This window comes from Rhodococcus sp. FH8 (genome assembly GCF_019266085.1).
Taxonomy (GTDB): domain Bacteria; phylum Actinomycetota; class Actinomycetes; order Mycobacteriales; family Mycobacteriaceae; genus Rhodococcus_F; species Rhodococcus_F qingshengii.
Genome location: NZ_LPNQ01000073.1, coordinates 195,106 through 212,650, shown reverse-complemented (window position 1 = coordinate 212,650; position 17,545 = coordinate 195,106). Strand labels below are relative to the sequence as shown.

Below are 17,545 nucleotides of genomic sequence, written 5' to 3'. Positions count from 1 at the left end.
GTTTGATTGTCCTCCCTCAGTGGAGCGAACGGGCGCGCTCGGGGGCAACCGCGGTGGTCGCAGGGAGGGGCGCAGGTGCCTGTGCGAGGCGGCGGCGTCGAATTGCCTTGTCCAACTCGACGACAACCGGGATGATCAGCGACCAACCCAGGCAGGCGAGCCACTGGGCGCCGGTCAGTGAGGTTGTCATGAGGAGGTCCTGGAGGACGCCCGCCTCGACGGCGAATACGGTCACGAACGTGGGGATCGTCAAGATCTTGATGGCACCGAGCACCGGTGGAACCACGCCGGACTCGGGATCACGCCGCATAGTCAGCCCCGCGAGAATCGAACCGAGAGAGAGCACTACGAATGCTGTGGTCATGGGAACATTCGCCTCGGAAGTACTCATTTCACCGGGTGCGAGAAGCATCGCCGCGAGTGTCACGGCAAATTGCAGGACACCGTACGCGAGCCACTGAGCGACTGCGCTTCGATGTGCGATCGGCATCTTGGGATCGCGCGGAGGCTTGTTCATCAGATCCGGTGGCGGCGGGTCGAGCATGATCACGGCGACGGGGAACAGTGTGATGAAGAAGTGCTGGAACAGCACCATCAGTGGCGTCAGTGCCACACCCTCGTTGATGTTGAAGATGCTCGCAGCGAGGAAGAGGAGAACCAAGGAGAAGAGTTTCGACATCTGGTACCGGATGTATGAGACGATTTTTCCGTAGATGTTGCGGCCCAAAGTGATCGCGGTGATGAGGGTACCGAAGTTGTCGTCGGTGAGCACCATCTTGCCCGCCTGTTTGGTCACCTCACTGCCCGAGCCCATGGCGACGCCGATGTCTGCCTTCTTCAACGCGGCGGCGTCGTTGACCGCGTCTCCGGTCATCGCGACGACGGCGCCACCGCTCTGCATGACATCGACCAAGCGAAGTTTGTCCTGCGGAGTGACGCGGCCGAACACGTGCAGGTTCGGCAACGCGGTCGACAGTTCTTCATCGGTCATCGCTTGCAACTCGCCGCCGCCCACCGAGCCCGGGCCGAGTCCGAGTTCGGCACCGATCGCTGCGGCGGTGATGGCATGGTCCCCGGTGATCATGCGGACCTCGATGCCGGCCCGGTGTGCGGTTCGCACCGAATCGACCGCCTCCGGACGCAGCGGGTCGATGATGCCTGCCATACCGACAAACGTCAGGTCCTCGACAAAGGACATGGGGTCGGCCACGACAGCGTCTTCCCGTCCGTCGAGGCGTCTGACCGCGAATGCCAGCACCCGAAGACCCTTTTCGGACATGGACTGATTTGCTGCCGTGAGTTCGTCTCGGACTTCCTCGATCGGGACCTGCCGACGGCCGGGGAGAAAGGCCGAAGAACACCGAGCGAGGACGACATCGGGTCCGCCTTTGACCAATCCGACGAACTGACTTACGCCGTCGACTTCGAGGTGGTGGTACGTGGCCATGAACTTGTACGCGGAATCGAACGGAACCGTCGCCACCCGCGGGTAGGTCCGTCTGGTCAGTGGGGCGTCGGCACCGATCTTTGCCGCGAGCACCACGAGCGCGGCCTCGGTCGGGTCGCCGACAACTTCCCCGGAATCGGAAACCGTTGCATCGCTGTCGAGACACAGTCCGTATGCGAGAAGGGTGAAGTCGGGCGGCGCCTCGCCGGCAACCTGCGTGATCCTTCCCGCTTTGGCATAGCCTTCGCCCTCGACCGTGTACCAACGGCCGTGGACGTACAGCGATCGGACGGTCATCTGGTTCATGGTCAGCGTGCCGGTCTTGTCCGAGTTGATTGCACTGGTCGCGCCGAGTGTTTCGACGTCGGTCAGGTTCTTCACGACGGCCTTGGCGTCGGCCAGTTGACGGGCACCGTAGGCCAGCATCGCCTGGACGAATGTTGGCAGGCCGGTCGGAATCGCGGACACTCCCATTGCGATACCAAGGAGCAGAAGCGTAGTCAGGTCCTGCCCACGAAGGAGCCCGATGACGACGATGACGATCACTGCCGTCCACGCGATGATTCCGAGAAGTTTGGTGAGAGAGTCCAATTCACGTTGAAGTGGCGACTTGCCAGGGGCGACCGCCGACAACATCGACGCGATCTGGCCTATCTGCGTCTGCATCCCGGTCTCGGTGACCACCATGGTCGCCGTGCCGCGGGTGACCGAGGTGTTCTGGAAGACCAGATTGCTGCGGTCTCCGAGCGGAATATCCTCGTTGTTCAGCGTATTCGGGTCCTTCGGTATCGGCGCGCTTTCCCCGGTCAATGCGGCTTCCTGCGTCTCCAGGGTGGTGGTGGCGAGCAACCGTCCGTCGGCAGCGATGATGTCTCCTGCCTCGACTTGGACGATGTCACCCGGCACCAGTTCGGTAGCGTCGAGTTGAATCAGGTTCCCGTCACGAATGACCCGTGCTTGGGGCGTCTGCATCTTGGCGAGGGCGTCGACGCTCGCCCGTGCCTTCAACTCCTGTCGAGTTCCGAGGACGATGTTGAGCACGACGAGCACCGCCACCACGATTGCTGTCGGCACTTCACCGATGGCGATGCTGACCGCGGCCACGGCGACGAGCATCAAGTTCATCGGATCTTTCAGCTGCAACAGCGCGATCGACCACGTCGACTGCGGTGGCGTCGAGGTGATTTCGTTCGACCCGTAGCGTCGTCGCCGTTGGTCGGCCTCATCCGACTGCAGTCCGCGCTCCGGGTCCGACTGCAGTACGGACACGACTGATTCGCCACTCTGCGCATGCCACGGCGTGGGGCTCATGACCGCACATCCTTTCCTTGGCGATCGTCAATACCGGGTCGGAATCCAGTGCAGCGGTTGTTTGGGCGTCTGGTAGCCGTGAGCCTTCTGCCGTTTCGGCAGGGTGATGTCCGTGGATTGCACGGGCTCGTAGGGGATCTGACTCAGAATGTGGCTGATGATGTTGAGTCGTCCGCGTTTCTTGTCATTGTTGTTTGCGACATACCATGGCGCCCAGCCGGTGTCGGTGAAGCGAAACATCTCGTCGCGGGCACGCGAGTAGTCGTACCAATGACTGAACGACTTCAGATCGAGATTCGACAGCTTCCAGATCTTTCGAGGGTCGTCGATCCGGCTCTGCAGACGTAAGAGCTGCTGTTCTTCGCTGACCTCGAGCCAGTACTTGAGCAGAATGACTCCCGATTCGACGATCGCGCGTTCGACGGTCGGAATGAGCTGGAGAAATTGATGTGCTTGTTCTTCGGTGCAAAAGCCCATTACTCGTTCTACACCGGCACGGTTGTACCAACTTCGGTCGAAGATGACGATCTCACCGGCAGCCGGAAGATGCGGGACGTAGCGCTGGACATACATCTGCGAATGCTCTCGCTCGGTCGGGGCGGGTAACGCAACGACCCGGAACACTCGCGGACTCACTCGCTCGGTGATGGCTTTGATGACACCGCCCTTCCCCGCGGTATCTCGACCTTCGAATACGATGCAGACCTTGGCTCCAGACGATTTGACCCACTCCTGCAAAGCCACGAGTTCGCCGTGCAACGGCTTGAGTTTGCGGCGGTACACCTTGTTCTTCATCGGCTTTTCTGCCACGGGCGGCGCGTCGTCGGTAAGGGTCGACGGGGTGTCGTCGTGAAGAATCCGAGCGTTCTTTCCCACTTCCACTCCCTGGCATCATGAGCGCAACGCGAGCGCGCGGGGAACCGTCCGCCCTTATGTGTATGCCCCATATTCGGTGAACCTATTCTCTTCGCAATCGAGACCCGAATCGTGTTGTTTTCGAACCCTTTCCGAGTCTTGACGTGCTCGGCTGGACGGACGACCATTAATGGATGACTGGCGACGAAGAGTTGCTCCACGTCGAGCGGGTGATCACTCGCCTGATTTCCCGCTATCCCGCCGTTCCTCCACCGGAGATCGAAAACAGAGTGCGAACAATTCACCAGCGTTTTGCGGGATGTCGGATCCGCGACTTCGTGCCTCTTCTGGTCGAAAAAGCGGCCAGACAAGAGATCTCGGATCGGAGAATCGTGATTCCGATAATGGATGAGCGGTCGGCGAGTCTGAACTCTCTCGAGCTGTAGCCGGAACGGGGATCGTCGGCGCATACTGAAATGACCTTGGACCAGGGAGTTCTGGCCGAATGCAGGAGCTCAGGCGCGGAACGTCAGCCTCCCGACCTCCTGATGTGTAAAACCGAGTACAGGGAGCGTTGACATGGAAGGCTTCTGGGAATTCTTCTGGTTCATCTTCGTCTGCTTTGCCTTTGTGGCGTACTTGAGCGTGTTGTTCTCGATCATCACCGACTTGTTCCGTGATCACGAGACTTCGGGCTGGGCCAAGGCGTTGTGGATGATATTCCTCTTCGTCATTCCATTCCTGTCCGCGATGATCTACGTGGTCGTCAAGAATGACGGAATGACGAGGCGGTCGATGGAAGCCGCTCAACAGCACATACACGCGCAGAGTGATTACATTCGAAAGGTCGCCGGGAAATCGCCGACTCAGCAGATCGCCGACGCCAGAGAGCTTCTCGACTCAGGCGCGATCAACGAAGAGGAATTCCAGGCCATCAAGGCAAAGGCGCTGGCGTAGTTTTCGTATCTTCTGCCCCGGGCCTGGCGTCGTCGGTTCCGCCGTCGTCAGGCCCGGCGTCCTGCGCGGCGGCGCGTGCGGGACGAACCAATACTTCCAGTGCGACGAGAGCAACGAGCGCAATGACAACGATCCAACCAACGACCAATCCGGTGGGGTAGCGCCAGAAGAGCAGCAACAGGGCGGCGATGCCGATGATGGCACAGCGCAGTGGGACACGAAGCTGATTGGCCCACCGCTCCACCTGATTCGGCGTTCGGCCGCTTGCAGAATGCCGGACGAAGTCCAACGCCTGCCCGTAGCCTCGACGAACGGCGATCGCCGACGACGACCCACCGATCAGGTAGGCGCCGAGCCCCACCACCACACCGAGGACCGCAACCGCGCGAAGGCTCGTCCGAAGCGGAACCAGAACTGTGTCGATGACAGCGGTGGCGGCGTCTGGCGAGAGGATATCGGTAGGGACACTGTCGAGGTAGATTGCGCGCCCGATCAGAATTCCGATCGCAAGAACAAGCATTCCCAACGCAATCGACAGACCGACCAGGGACAGCGTACGAAGCCTGCGACCGGTTGGCGCAACGGCGACAGCGGCTGCTGCGCAAGCAATTCCCAACCACGGCAGCACCGCCGAGACCTTGTCGAGTGCCGAGACGGCTCGCTGCGCCTTCACCAGCTCGGGGGACTGGAAGAGAACAAACTCCTTGTCCACGGACGGGATTTTGTCTGCGAAAGCGAAGCCGCGTTCGGTCAGCGCCGTTTTCACCCGGTCGATGATCGTGCTCAGTGAAATGCTGACCGTTCCGCTCTGGTCGACCTCGACCGAGTCGGGTCCGTAGTTTCCGGTCATGACGGCGACGAGGGAGTTGTGCGCCGCTCGGTTCGCCTGAATCCAAAGGTCTTCGAACTGCTGCGTCCGAACGAGCGAGGCCACTGTGTCGTGGACGAAACTCTTCGCCTGGCCGGCGATCACCGGTGCCAAACCCACCAACGCCTGGTCCACGCGAGGCGCGTTGGCTTCGAGATTCGACACATCCGTCAATGCCGTGAGTGCCTCGGTGGTGAGCCCTTCGACGTCGACGCGATCGAAGATCTCGTCCGTGACTTGATTCGTGATCTCCGCTTGCACGGCTGGATTCTCACCCAGTGGCGCTACCGTGCTGACGTAGCGGTCCGTGTCGAGGATCTGACTACGTACGAAGCGGGTGGTTACCGACAAGACTGCGAGCAGTGCGACCAGCACCAGCAGGATTGTCACCGCGGTCCACCGCAGCCCATGTCGAGGTGGTCGGGAGACTTTCTCGACGGTCGTTTCGCGGGCGCTGGGAGTCTGCTCGCGAAGTGTTGCTACCTCTTCGCGCAACCGGGCTAGTTCGGCACGTTCGTCCTCCTGGAGTGGTCCGTCGCTCGTGCCGTTTGCCATGATGGTCCTCCCGGGACGGAAACTACTGGCGCACAGTTGAAATGCTGAACTGCGAAGATGATTCGGCGGGTGACCTCAGATGACCTCGGGATTCCAGGTCGCGACGGCCCAGATGACGAATACGTCGAGCGCGATGATGATGATCGACCACCACGGCGAGTGGGGTAGCCACAGGAAATTCGCGAGGATCGACAGAGAACAGATGACTATCGCGCCTACCCGTGCCCACGTCGCGCCGGTGAAGAGCATGATTCCGACAGCGGTGACGAGCACACCGAGTACGAGGTGGATCCATCCCCACGAAGTGAGGTCGAATTGGTACGTGTATTCCGGGCCGACGACTGTCACGTCGTCCTCCGATATCGCCGAGATGCCTTGGAGGATTTCGAGCACGCCGACTGTGATGAGGAGAACGGCTCCGCCCAGCGCGCTTCCTTTTGCCACACCCTGCTTTACCAGTGAATCCTCGGACATGACCGCCCCTAGATTTCAAGCGCGAAATAGCCTGGCATATTTCCCTGTCCCGACCTTTTACGGTGGTGAAGTAGCCCGTCGGAGGGCAAATCAAACATTGAGCGCTGCACAGCATTGCGATATTCATTCGCCTACGAATCCGAAAGAACCTACCGTGACGGCATGGATATGGGGACGTAGGTGTGGCGATGAGGCCTGCACCGGGTGTGATCCGGACGGACCGGCTGGTGCTCCGTACCTACCGCCCAGGCGATCACCGGGATCTTCTCACCTTCTACGGGCGCAGCGACGTATGCCGATATTTGCTCAACGAACCCTGGAGTCTCGCGGAGGCTCGGGAGGCCGTGCAGACCAGAATGTCTCGCCGCGACCTGGCATCGGGCGCGGTGGCACTTGTTGTCGAGTACGGGGCCGGGTTGTCGGAAGCGTGAGTGCTTGGCGAGTCGAAGAATCTGATTGCACAGCCGAAGTCGAGCACACCGCCGAACTCGGGTGGGCATTTTCGCCCGAGTTCGGCGGCCGAGGATTCGCGACGGAAGCAGTGACCGCTCTGATCGACCTCGCGTTCGCGACACCCCGATTGCGCCGCGTGGTCGCGCGAATGGATTCGAGAAACGAATCCTCGGCGCGACTCGCGCAGCGGATCGGTATGAGGCGAGAGGGACATTTTCGGCAGAACGCGTGGATCAAGAACGAGTGGACCGACACCGTGGTTTTCGCGACACTTCGCGGTGAGTGGCCTTCAGTTGCTTGATCAGACCGAGCGGGCTGCTATTTTGCGACCAGTTCGGTCAACTGTGGCACGAGTTCGTCGGTCGCCCACGGAACACTCAGAAGGCTGACGTACATTGTCGCTGCAGTCAGGCGATTGTCGGTGATCCACAGGTCCTTGCCGTTGGCGATGACCGGCCACCGCGAGAACAGAGTGTTGGCCAATGTGCTGTCGACTTCCGACTGATCGCTTGCCCAACCGAGATACACGTCGGTGTCGATCGTGTCGAGCTTTTCCATACTGATGCCGAAAAGGAACGAGTCGCCGGCAAAGTTCTTGGCGCCGTTCACCACGTCGGGAGCGACTGTGAGCCCGAGGTTTTCGACAAACTTGACGCGCGGATCGTCCGGACCGTAGATGGCGGTTTCGGTTTCTCCTTCACGGATGTAGGAACCGAAGGCGAAAGTGACTCCGTTGAATTCGGGATGACTCGCCTTCGATTCCTGGACCGATTCCTCAACCGACTTGATCAGCGCCGCGGTTTGAGCGGGACGCCCGAGTGCCTTGCCGACATCGGTGGCGAGGTTTTGCCACGAGCTGGGCTGATACGGCTTGGTGTCGTACGGGAGGGTCGGGGCGATCGAGCTCAGGCGATGGTAATCCTGCTCGGAGAAGCCCGAGTACGGGGCAAGAATCAGATCAGGCGCGGCATTGAGAATCTGCTCGAACAGTAGCTCGCCGCTGTCGGAGTAGTACGGCGCAGGCGTGGGCAGCGTCTGGCCCGACTTTTCGAGTTCGGCGCGGGTCCACGGCAGGAACCCGTCGGCGTCGCCGGCCCAAGAGTCCTTCTGCATCGCGATCGGAGTGACACCCAGGGCGATGACCGTGTCTGCCGCTGCGGAATCGAGGGTGAGGATCCGTGTCGGCTCCTTGTCGATGGTGGTCCCGCCGAAAGCGTGCTTGATCGTCACGGGATAGGCGCCGTCCTCGACGGCGGATGCCGATGAATTGTTTTCCTGGGCGTCCGATGACGACTGTGTGCAGGCGGTCAGAGGCAGTGCCGCCGCCAGCATGAGCGCAACAACGATTCGTCGCTTCCGCTGGGGACGAATTCTCTGACGGGCAGATCTGAACACGCGAAACTCCTCGGGATTGATCAGGGAAGTGCTTGCACGACTCAGCGCAGTACGCGCATGAGAGCAGGCTTACCTAAGTGAATGTAGGGCGCGTGCGTGTAGCGAAGGGGCCAGCCGATGTCGACAACAGGTCAGGCTCGAGTCAGTTGACAGCGGCGAGCGCATTACCGGGGGTGTAGCCGACCGTCTTGCGAAAAGCGGCGATGAAGGAACTCGACGTCCCGTAACCGACACGGCGGCTGACGGCGTTCACACTCATTCCGGTCCCGAGCATGCCGAGGGCCGTGCTCATACGAACCAGAGTGCGCCACTGCGCAAAGCTCAAGGCGAGTTCCGCGGCAAAAATCCGGGTGACCGTACGTCGGCTGAGATTGAGAACGTGAGCCCACTGATCGAGTGATCGATCGTCGGCGGGATCCGACAGCACTTTGTCGACGAGCATCCGTAGCCGCGGATCTCGGGGGATCGGTACGTCGAAGTGAGGTGCTGATGCCGGCGTGAGGAGATCGACACAAACCTGCTGTGCCCGAAGGCGTTGTTCTGCAGGCATTCCGGTGTGGGCGAGGTGTATCAGCAGTGCCCGGGCTGCCTCACTCAGTGTCACGATGCACGGTTCGTTCCAGGCGGGGGTCCACAGCTCGGGGGTGAAGAGCGTGGCGCGGAATGCGACGTGGGGATTTGCCTGACCTTCGTGGAGGACCCCGCGGGGGATCCACAGGCCGACGCCGGGCGTGACGGTCCAGAGTTGATTGTCGATGATCATGTTGACGACACCGCGGTCGGACCAGATCAGTTCGTGCTCGATGTGAGCGTGCTCTGGCCACCGGGTGATGTGGTCGGTCTCGACGATGTACGTCGTGAGTTGGAACGGCGCCGGGACGGCGCGCGCCATCGGAGTGTGGCGGTCGGATTCCCGTAAGTGGGAATCGTCGTCCAGCTGTGGACCGTCGTCGATTTCACGAAGGGCAGGGATCAGCACCGTGGACTACCTCCAGAGCAAAGTTAGGTAAACCTTACACTGATGTGGGCAGCGATCAGTGACTCGCACCGAGTTCGATGAGAAGCACGCCTGCCGCGATGAGGCCGATCCCGACCATCATGAGCCTGGTCAGCGGTTCGCGAAAGAGAATACGGGATGCGATTGCCGTCAACGCCACTCCGCATGCGGTCCAGATTCCGTAGGCGACGCCGATGGTGAGGCCCGCGTCGAGCGCAAGGGTCAGGAAGGCGAAAGCGGCGAGATACCCCACGGTGACAATCGCGAGCCATCGTTTGTCGCTGCCGTCCTGCGACGCCATCCGTAGTGACAACGTCGCGGTGACCTCGGAAATAATTGCAGCGATCAGAAATACGAAGGTCATGCCGGGTCCACCGGCCCGCTGTCGGCACCAACCTGGGAACCGAGTTCGACGCACAGCACTCCGCCGATGACCAGTGCAATCCCGACGCCCATGGTGGCCGTCAGAGGATCTCCGAAAAGGAAAGTTGCGAATACTGCGGTCAGGACAACTCCGGTTGCGCCCCAGATTCCGTATGCAACACCGAGTCCCATGCCCTCCCGCAGGACGAACGACAAGGCGGTGAATGCTGCGAGATATCCGCCGACGACCACGATGTACCAAGCCGGGTGATCGAGGGCGGCGCGCAACGACAGCGTCGCAGACACCTCGGTGAGGATCGCGGTGATCAACAACAGCCATTTCTTCACGGTTGGGATTCTGTCAGGCTCCACCGATTCCGGTCGCGTACTACGGTTGAGACATGACGTGCGTACTGCTCGGTGGAATCCGCAAAGGTGACATCCGCCACGACGCGTCGGGTGGCGATGTGGCCGCAACTCCGATCCTCGACTGGGGCCACGACGACGTGGCCCGCCTCTACGAGGACATTGCAGAAGGTGCGATCCAGTCGGTGCAGGAGTTCCTGGTGTCGGCGCATCGCAGCGTCGCTGCAAATATTCGGCCGGTGTACGGCCTCGACGACCGGCAACCCGTCTCGGTGACATTGAGTCGAGAGCGCGGATCCTGCAGTCAGAGACTGGCTATCGTCGAAGCGTTGGCTCGCCGCCGAGGTATCGCCACCCGAGTACGCGGTCTCGTACTACGCGGGGAATTCTGGTACCCGAGATTTCGGCGTCTACATGCGGTGATTCCGAAGTCAGTGCTGCTGGCGTGGCCGGAATTTCTGGTCGACGGACGCTGGCAGGACATCTCCGAGATCGTTTCACCTGCGGTGGTCTCAGCGCTCGAACCGTTCACGAATACCGGCAAGGAGACACTGTTCGACGCGATCGGACGCGCTCCGATCAGTTGGGGCAAGTCTGTTTCGTGTGATTGCTTGGACTTCTCCGAATTCGTCGACCGCGATCTGGGCACCTTCGAATCTCGCGACGTGCTCTTCGAGGAATTCGGACAGACGATGTCGACCCCCGTCAGAATTCTCGTCGACCCGGTTTTCCGGAACTGGAGTGCATCCGGCTGACGCGCGACGCGAGGTCTAGGCTGTTCTGCATGTCTGTGCGTACCCCATTGGTCCCTGGAACCGTCTCTCCCGTCCTCGCGGTGCCCTCGAAGATCGAGCGGCCCGAGTACGCGTGGAAGCCGACCGCCAAAGAGGGCAACGAGCCCTGGGTTCAGACGCCGGAAACGATCGAGGCGATGCGCATCGCCAGCAAGATCGCTGCAGGCGCGCTGCAGGAAGCCGGCAAGGCTGTCGCTCCCGGTGTCACGACCGACGAACTCGACCGCATCGCACACGAGTTCATGCTCGACCACGGTGCATACCCGTCGACGTTGGGCTACAAGAGCTTTCCCAAGTCGTGCTGCACGTCTCTCAACGAGGTGATCTGCCACGGAATCCCCGACTCGACCGTGATCCAGGACGGCGACATCGTCAATATCGACGTCACCGCGTACATCAACGGGGTACACGGCGACACCAATGCGACATTCCTCGCCGGTGACGTGTCCGAAGAGAACCGCTTGCTCGTCGAGCGCACACACGAGGCAACGATGCGGGCCATCAAAGCCGTCAAGCCCGGCCGCGCGCTCAACGTGATCGGACGTGTCATCGAGTCCTACGCCCATCGGTTCGGGTACGGCGTCGTCCGGGACTTCACCGGACACGGAATCGGCGAGACCTTCCACAACGGCCTCGTGATCCTGCACTACGACGAGCCCGCGGTCGAGACGATCATCGAACCGGGCATGGTCTTCACGATCGAACCGATGATCAACCTCGGTGGTATCGACTACGAGATCTGGGAGGACGGTTGGACCGTCGTCACCAAGGACCGTAAGTGGACGGCGCAGTTCGAGCACACCTTGGTGGTCACCGAGACCGGTGCAGAGATTCTCACCCTGCCTTGAGTTCGGAGATGCGCGGCGCTCTGCTGGTAGCCGGCACTACTTCCGACGCAGGCAAGAGCGTTCTGGTGGCCGGATTGTGTCGCATGTTGGCGCGTCGAGGCGTCCGAGTGGCGCCGTTCAAGGCGCAGAACATGTCGAACAACTCCGTGGTCACGCTGGACGGCGGAGAGATCGGCCGTGCGCAGGCACTTCAGGCGCGTGCATGCGGTCTGGAGCCGAGTGTTCGATTCAATCCGGTGCTGCTCAAGCCTGGAAGTGACCGCACTTCGCAATTGGTCGTTCGGGGCAAGGCGATGACCACAGTGGGTGCTCGCGACTACATGCAGCATCGGCAGTGGCTTCGCGCCGTCGTGGCCGAAGATCTCGAATCGCTTCGATCCGAGTTCGACGTAGTGATCTGTGAAGGCGCCGGTTCACCGGCCGAAATCAACTTGCGCGCAACGGATCTTGCCAACATGGGATTGGCTGAGGCTGCGCGGATTCCGGTCGTCGTCGTCGGTGACATCGATCGCGGCGGCGTCCTGGCCCATCTGTTCGGGACCGTTGCTGTGCTCTCGCCGAGCGACCAGGCATTGATCGCGGGATTTGTGATCAACAAATTCCGCGGTGACGTTGCACTGTTGGAACCCGGACTGGAACAACTGCGCAGCCTCACCGGTCGACCCACTCTCGGAGTGATCCCGTTTGCCGACGATCTTTGGCTCGACGCCGAGGATTCGCTTGGCGTCACCGGCAATGCCCCGGTAGGGCGCCCGGGCCCACCCGTCGGTTCGGCCTGGCTCACCGTTGCTGCGGTTCGGCTCCCGCGCATCTCCAACTCCACGGACGTCGAGGCACTGGCATGTGAACCGGGCGTGGCAGTTTCGTGGGTGACCGATCCGTCGCGGATTCGCGACGCGGACCTCGTGGTGATCCCCGGTAGTAAGTCCACCGTGAGTGACCTCGAGTGGTTGCGAAGTACCGGCCTGGCCGACGAGATCGTCGCGCGAGCAGGTCGCGGGCAAGCAGTCCTGGGAATCTGCGGCGGTTACCAGATGCTGGGTAATTCCATCGTCGACGACGTCGAATCAGGATCAGGGGCCACCGCGGGACTGGGTCTGCTGGACCTCGATGTCGAGTTCGCTCCGGACAAGGTGCTGGCGCAGATGACCGGTACGGCAGACGGTATCTCGGTGTCCGGGTACGAGATTCATCACGGACGCGTCGTGCGCAACGGGGACCACCCATTGCTGGCGGACTCGAGCGGTATGCCGGAAGGCAGTGTGCGAGGGCCTGTTCGAGGGACACACTGGCACGGTCTCCTGGAAAGTGACGACTTTCGGCGCAGCCTGCTGCGTGAGCTCGCGGTTCCCGGTTTTGTTGCTGCACCCGACACCGCGGTTGCCGCGGTGCGAGAACAACAACTCGACCTTCTCGCTGATCTCGTCGAGCAGCACCTCGATCAGGATCTACTCGAGAAACTGATCAACGGTGGGGCGCCTATCGGGCTCCCCGTCATTGCTTCCGCACTCGAAGCCTGAGAGCGCTCCTGCGGGTGTCGACGTGGACGCGGTAGAATAGCCAGGCCTCACTCCCGCGACGGCTCCCTAGTAGGAGTGTGCGCGGTGACAGATCAATTCGACGGCTTGCTGACCGACTTCAGTGACGAGGTGCTGGTCGACTCGGCAATGCTCGGCGATCACGCGGCCTTCGACGTCATCGTCCGCCGATACGGCCCGCACTTGTATCGATTTGCCCGTCGACTGCTCGCGAGCGAGAGTGACGTCGACGACATCGTCCAGGAAACCTGCGTCGCTGCGTGGCGCCAACTTCCGGGGTTTCAGCGGCGCTCGAGCACCAAGACCTGGTTGTTCGCGATCTGTTCTCGCAAGATCTCGGATTTCTATCGAAAAGTCGGCTCCTGCGCCGCCGATATGGACGAACTCCGGGAAGAAGCTGATCCCCGTTTGCGTGATCCGAGCGAAGAAGTCTGCGGCACAGCATTTCTCGACGCCCTGGAATCCGAACTCGATCGCCTGCCACTGCGTCAGCGTGCTGCCTGGGTCTTGCGAGAAGTGGAGGGCATGATGTATCCACAGATCGCTGTTGTCCTGGAACTGAGTCCGGACGCGGTTCGTGGCCAGCACACTCGGGCGAGGCGGAATCTCGGTGTCGCACTCGATCGATGGCGATGACGACTCGGCGGTTTGCCGGGTTCTGTCACCGAACTCACTCTCCTTGGTGCTCGTGAAGCTGGAAGAATGCTTCGTCGTGGATACCGCTTTCGACCCCAGAGGCTTCGACCCGAGAACCGAGGATTCGGTGCCGTCGGTACTGCCGGACGATGCGACGGCAACGGGTGCTGACGTCGCCGTCGAGGCTGCGGAAACTCGGCTGACGGCACGTGCAGTCAGAGAGTTGCTGGCAGCGCTCGGGGGAAGTATCGGCGACGAGGACGAACTCGTGGTTCTGCTCCAGCGCGCCGTCGAAATCGCGAACGACGCCATCGACGGCGCCGACAGCATCGGCGTCACCATCGATCTTGCCGGGCAGACCTACACCGCCGTTCATACCGATTCGCGGACCCTGCGCGTCGACATCGAGCAATACGACGCCGGCGACGGACCATGTCTGCACGCGGCTCGAACCGGTGAAACCGTAGTCGTCGATGCCGAGACCAGCGCAGAACGCTGGCCGCGGTTCGCGGCTGCCGCGAAGGACGAAGGGATCAAGTCCTTTCTCGCGGCGCCGCTCTTCACGCCGGATCAGCGACTCGGTTCGTTCAACCTGTACGGACGTGCCCCAGCGGCCTTCGACAGCGTCGATGCGGAAGTCATGGAGATTCTCACGACAACAGTCTCACGCGCGATCGGAGACTTCTCCCGTTTCAAATCTGCCAAGGCGGTAGCTGACGCCTTGCAACGCGCGCTCGAGACTCGGGCGCCGATCGAACAGGCCAAAGGCATGCTGATGGCCATCCATCGGATCGATGCCGACACCGCATTTCACATGCTGCGCAGGCAGTCTCAGACCACGAACACCAAGTTGCGTGACGTGGCAGCCGAGATCGTCGAGACGTATTCCGCGCCGCCCACCGCGGTCTAGTTCGACGGAGACCGACGTACGGCCTCGAGCGCGACGACCACGCTCGCGGCGACAACCACGTGCATCAGCGCGAGCGTGACCGTGCTGGCGGCGTCGAAGTCCGCGGCAATGGTCAAAGCGATGGTGCCGAGCGCCACGACTGCACCCACGATCTGGGCGATGCGGATGATCGGCTCCCACTTCAGTGAGATCAACATTGCGAGCGACAAACCGACCAGCAGTGGCACCACCGTCAATGTGATGACCCCACCAGGCGCGACGCTCGCCGGCTTTCCCTGATCTGTCATCTCGAAGGATCCGCCCAATGCGAGGCCGATCAACCACAGGATCAGATTGACGACGAGAGCAATTACCGTGGCGCCGAGTACGGCACGTGGCTTGGTGAGGTGGAGGTTGTGTGCGGTTGACGTGATTGCAGACATGGTGTTCTCCCGGCTCGATGCGATGGTCTTGTGACGTCGCTCTGGTGAATAGACCCGCCGGCGGGGAGAAACTCATCGCTGAGGTTGACTATTGCCCGTCGACGACGGGCACTGCGGTGCCGGTGACCGAGATACCGCCGTCGACTGGGATGTCGACTTCGAGCACACTGGGACGCCCGACGTGTCGGCCCTGGTGGATGGTGATCCGCCGCGGAGTGGCCGCGGGTTCGAGTTTGCGCAGGTAACCGCCGGTCGATGCCGCTGCGGACCCGGTTGCGGGATCCTCGACGATGTTTCCCACCGGAAACAGATTTCGGGCTTCGAAGGTGTTGTCGTCGAGGGGATGCAGGATCGTCACCGTGCCGGCCCACCCCTGCGCGTCCATCAGAATTCGCATTGCGGATGGATCGAAGGTGAACTCGTCGAATGTCGACTGATCACGAAGTACGACGATCGGGTGAGTGTTGCCGGCGTACGAAAGCATTGCGGGATACCGCGCGTCGAGCGCAGACGAATCGACGCCGATGAGCCCGAGCAGCGCTGTCAGCACGGCGTGATCGATCGGCGAGACCGACGGTTCGACGCTGGTGAAGGTCGCGGTGGACCTTCCGTCCTCGTCGGTCGCCGTGTCGATGGATACCGGTCCGATCGGTGTTTCGAATGTGAAGGTTCCCTCACCGTCTCGCTCGGTGAGAGCGATGGCCGTCGCAATAGTGGCATGACCGCAGAACGGTACTTCGGCGATAGGGGAGAAGTACCGGATCCGGCTGTGGCGCGGGTTGCCTCCGAGCACCGGTTCGATGAGGAACGCCGTCTCGGCATACCCGATTTCGGCTGCAACAGATTGTAATTCGGAGTCGTCGAGTCCGCGCGCGTCGAGCACTACGCCGGCCGGATTACCGCCGGCCGGATCCGAACTGAACGCAGTCAGCCGGAGGATGTCGCGAGAAGTTGCCATGTCGACCATCTTTGTCCGCTGTCGTCCATCGGGGGAAGAGACATTGCGCGATTGCGGTCCGCGATCTTCGAACTGGACTGCCTCCGGAACAAACCGGCCGCACGGCGTCGTTGGTGCAGACATGAGCAATGACACAGACACCGACGACGCGTTGTTCGCACTCGTGGCCGAGGGAAAACAAGGTGTGTTGGCAACCGTCAAGCGTGACGGCCGCCCACAGTTGTCCAACATCATTTACCGCTGGGATGACGAGTCGAAGACGGCTTCCGTGTCCATCACAGCCGATCGCGCCAAGAGTAAAAATGCGATCCGTGATCCGCGGGTTTCCCTCCACGTCAGCGCGCCCGACTTCTGGAGCTACGCCGTGATCGAAGGACTTGCTGTGGTGACACCCGCAGCGGCCGATCCTCACGACGAAGTGTCGGACGCCCTGGTCGAGCTGTACCGGGACATCAGCGGCCAGGAGCATCCCGATTGGGAGGAGTACCGCGAAGCGATGGTGGCAGAGCGTCGACAGATCCTCACGGTGCGCGCTGATCACGTCTACGGAATGACGAGGCTCCCCAAACCGTCCGGTACCTAGAGCCGCGCCCCACTGGAGTTCGGCCCACCCCCACTTTCGAGCGAACGGTACGTCCGTCGCCTCAGATGCGCCGAAAGCCACTTTCGCTCCGAGTGGAGGCGGTACAGAGCGAACAATTCGGGCTCGTAGCGGCGCGTGAATGTATGAGTGGTCATACTTCTGTCGACTCCAGGGTCCTCCACTGTGTGGATCGCGTACCGTTTCCAGACATGGAATTGACTCGAGTAGCGGTGGGCAGTGGTTCGTGCACCGTTCGGATCGACGGGCCGGTCAGCAAGCATGCGGTACTCCTGCTTCCCGGCAAGGGCGACCCCGTCGACTTGTACGACGATGTGTGTGAGCGACTGCATCATTCGGACCTGCGGACCGTCGCGGTGGAATCGATCGAGAATCTCGACGAGACCTCGGCAGTGGTACTTCTGGACGAGTTGAACATCGCCTGGGTGAATCTGGTCGGTCACCGGGAGGGCGCCGATCTCGCGTGGCTGTTGGCTGCACGTCAGTTCGGCCGCTTCGCGAGTTTGATCGTCGTGGACCGTGGACATCCGTCGGCCAGCGATATTGCCGGCGTACCGCCGGTCGAGGTTCCGACCACCGTAGTCGTGGGCAGTGGAGGTCGGGCCATCGCCGACGCCAGCGGTCGTTTCGTGTACTCCGACTTCCGCGTGACGGAACTTCCGGGTGTCGACGACGTCGTCAAGTCGGCACCGGCCGAACTCGCAACCGAGATCGTGCTGCGTACCAGCCCCTGGTGAAACTCTGACCGACGAAAAGGCGGGCACTCCCATTGCGAGGAGTGCCCGCTTTTTCGGCGT

Annotated in this window: 21 protein-coding genes; 11 read left to right on the top strand and 10 right to left on the bottom strand. The window is 61.5% G+C overall.

The features are described from left to right. Positions 1-16: 16 nt before the first annotated feature. Both ATN38_RS19475 and ppk2 read right to left on the bottom strand, forming a co-directional pair. Positions 17-2,758, bottom strand: coding sequence for a cation-translocating P-type ATPase (locus tag ATN38_RS19475; protein ID WP_218748398.1), 2,742 nt, complete (start codon positions 2,756-2,758; stop codon positions 17-19). A gap of 27 nt (positions 2,759-2,785) precedes the next feature. Continuing rightward, entirely contained in the window at positions 2,786-3,616 is an 831-nt protein-coding gene (gene ppk2 / locus ATN38_RS19470; RefSeq protein ID WP_228402274.1) for a polyphosphate kinase 2, read from the bottom strand. Positions 3,617-3,807: 191 nt separating this feature from the next. Here ppk2 and ATN38_RS32900 point away from each other — a divergent pair, with 191 nt between their 5' ends. Beyond that, positions 3,808-4,059, top strand: coding sequence for a three-helix bundle dimerization domain-containing protein (locus ATN38_RS32900; protein ID WP_007734945.1), 252 nt, complete (start codon positions 3,808-3,810; stop codon positions 4,057-4,059). Between the two features lie 133 nt (positions 4,060-4,192). Next, positions 4,193-4,570 carry an SHOCT domain-containing protein gene (locus ATN38_RS19465; RefSeq protein WP_003942794.1) on the top strand — a complete coding sequence of 126 codons (378 nt, stop codon included), beginning with the start codon at positions 4,193-4,195 and terminating at the stop codon, positions 4,568-4,570. Here the strand turns inward: ATN38_RS19465 and ATN38_RS19460 are convergent. Both ATN38_RS19460 and ATN38_RS19455 read right to left on the bottom strand, forming a co-directional pair. Beyond that, a complete protein-coding gene (locus ATN38_RS19460; RefSeq protein WP_218748397.1) occupies positions 4,548-5,993 on the bottom strand; it encodes a hypothetical protein in 1,446 nt (481 codons plus the stop codon). The two genes, ATN38_RS19465 and ATN38_RS19460, sit on opposite strands and share 23 nt — an antisense overlap. A gap of 75 nt (positions 5,994-6,068) precedes the next feature. Next, on the bottom strand, positions 6,069-6,467 hold the full coding sequence (locus ATN38_RS19455) for a hypothetical protein (RefSeq protein ID WP_007734954.1): 399 nt from the start codon (positions 6,465-6,467) through the stop codon (positions 6,069-6,071). Positions 6,468-6,655: 188 nt separating this feature from the next. On the opposite strand from ATN38_RS19455, the gene ATN38_RS32895 reads away from it, so the two are divergent. After that, entirely contained in the window at positions 6,656-6,898 is a 243-nt protein-coding gene (locus ATN38_RS32895; RefSeq protein ID WP_256932006.1) for a GNAT family N-acetyltransferase, read from the top strand. Then, positions 6,895-7,221 carry a GNAT family N-acetyltransferase gene (locus ATN38_RS19450; protein ID WP_232330026.1) on the top strand — a complete coding sequence of 109 codons (327 nt, stop codon included), beginning with the start codon at positions 6,895-6,897 and terminating at the stop codon, positions 7,219-7,221. The genes ATN38_RS32895 and ATN38_RS19450 overlap by 4 nt, the downstream gene beginning before the upstream one ends. A 17-nt stretch (positions 7,222-7,238) precedes the next feature. Here ATN38_RS19450 and ATN38_RS19445 read toward each other — a convergent pair whose 3' ends face one another. The 4 genes from ATN38_RS19445 to ATN38_RS19430 form a co-directional block, all read right to left on the bottom strand. Next, positions 7,239-8,315: an ABC transporter substrate-binding protein gene (locus tag ATN38_RS19445; protein WP_308256329.1), complete on the bottom strand. Its 1,077-nt coding sequence runs from the start codon at positions 8,313-8,315 to the stop codon at positions 7,239-7,241. Between the two features lie 142 nt (positions 8,316-8,457). Then, positions 8,458-9,294 carry an AraC family transcriptional regulator gene (locus ATN38_RS19440; protein ID WP_007734963.1) on the bottom strand — a complete coding sequence of 279 codons (837 nt, stop codon included), beginning with the start codon at positions 9,292-9,294 and terminating at the stop codon, positions 8,458-8,460. 55 nt (positions 9,295-9,349) lie between these two features. After that, positions 9,350-9,676, bottom strand: a complete 327-nt coding sequence (locus ATN38_RS19435; protein WP_218748396.1) for a multidrug efflux SMR transporter — start codon at positions 9,674-9,676, stop codon at positions 9,350-9,352. Then, a complete protein-coding gene (locus ATN38_RS19430; RefSeq protein WP_218748395.1) occupies positions 9,673-10,023 on the bottom strand; it encodes a multidrug efflux SMR transporter in 351 nt (116 codons plus the stop codon). The genes ATN38_RS19435 and ATN38_RS19430 overlap by 4 nt, the downstream gene beginning before the upstream one ends. 53 nt (positions 10,024-10,076) lie before the next feature. Between ATN38_RS19430 and ATN38_RS19425 the strand changes: the two genes are divergently transcribed. From ATN38_RS19425 to ATN38_RS19405, 5 genes are all read left to right on the top strand, one after another. Beyond that, entirely contained in the window at positions 10,077-10,796 is a 720-nt protein-coding gene (locus ATN38_RS19425; RefSeq protein WP_065352389.1) for a transglutaminase domain-containing protein, read from the top strand. Between the two features lie 29 nt (positions 10,797-10,825). Continuing rightward, positions 10,826-11,683, top strand: a complete 858-nt coding sequence (gene map, locus ATN38_RS19420) for a type I methionyl aminopeptidase (RefSeq protein WP_007734970.1) — start codon at positions 10,826-10,828, stop codon at positions 11,681-11,683. Between the two features lie 8 nt (positions 11,684-11,691). After that, entirely contained in the window at positions 11,692-13,203 is a 1,512-nt protein-coding gene (locus tag ATN38_RS19415) for a cobyric acid synthase (RefSeq protein WP_218748394.1), read from the top strand. An 84-nt stretch (positions 13,204-13,287) separates the two neighbouring features. Further along, on the top strand, positions 13,288-13,857 hold the full coding sequence (locus ATN38_RS19410; RefSeq protein WP_218748393.1) for an RNA polymerase sigma factor: 570 nt from the start codon (positions 13,288-13,290) through the stop codon (positions 13,855-13,857). 76 nt (positions 13,858-13,933) lie between these two features. Beyond that, positions 13,934-14,767, top strand: coding sequence for a GAF and ANTAR domain-containing protein (locus tag ATN38_RS19405; protein WP_054188597.1), 834 nt, complete (start codon positions 13,934-13,936; stop codon positions 14,765-14,767). Here the strand turns inward: ATN38_RS19405 and ATN38_RS19400 are convergent. Together ATN38_RS19400 and ATN38_RS19395 are read right to left on the bottom strand one after the other, a co-directional pair. Next, positions 14,764-15,189, bottom strand: a complete 426-nt coding sequence (locus ATN38_RS19400) for a DUF6069 family protein (RefSeq protein ID WP_054188580.1) — start codon at positions 15,187-15,189, stop codon at positions 14,764-14,766. The two genes, ATN38_RS19405 and ATN38_RS19400, sit on opposite strands and share 4 nt — an antisense overlap. Positions 15,190-15,277: 88 nt before the next feature. Further along, positions 15,278-16,147: a PhzF family phenazine biosynthesis protein gene (locus ATN38_RS19395; protein WP_232319098.1), complete on the bottom strand. Its 870-nt coding sequence runs from the start codon at positions 16,145-16,147 to the stop codon at positions 15,278-15,280. 121 nt (positions 16,148-16,268) lie between these two features. On the opposite strand from ATN38_RS19395, the gene ATN38_RS19390 reads away from it, so the two are divergent. Both ATN38_RS19390 and ATN38_RS19385 read left to right on the top strand, forming a co-directional pair. Then, entirely contained in the window at positions 16,269-16,730 is a 462-nt protein-coding gene (locus ATN38_RS19390) for a PPOX class F420-dependent oxidoreductase (RefSeq protein ID WP_073512279.1), read from the top strand. A gap of 209 nt (positions 16,731-16,939) precedes the next feature. Then, positions 16,940-17,485 (top strand): alpha/beta fold hydrolase, encoded by a 546-nt coding sequence (locus tag ATN38_RS19385; RefSeq protein WP_218748392.1) that lies wholly within the window; start codon positions 16,940-16,942, stop codon positions 17,483-17,485. Positions 17,486-17,545: the final 60 nt, after the last annotated feature.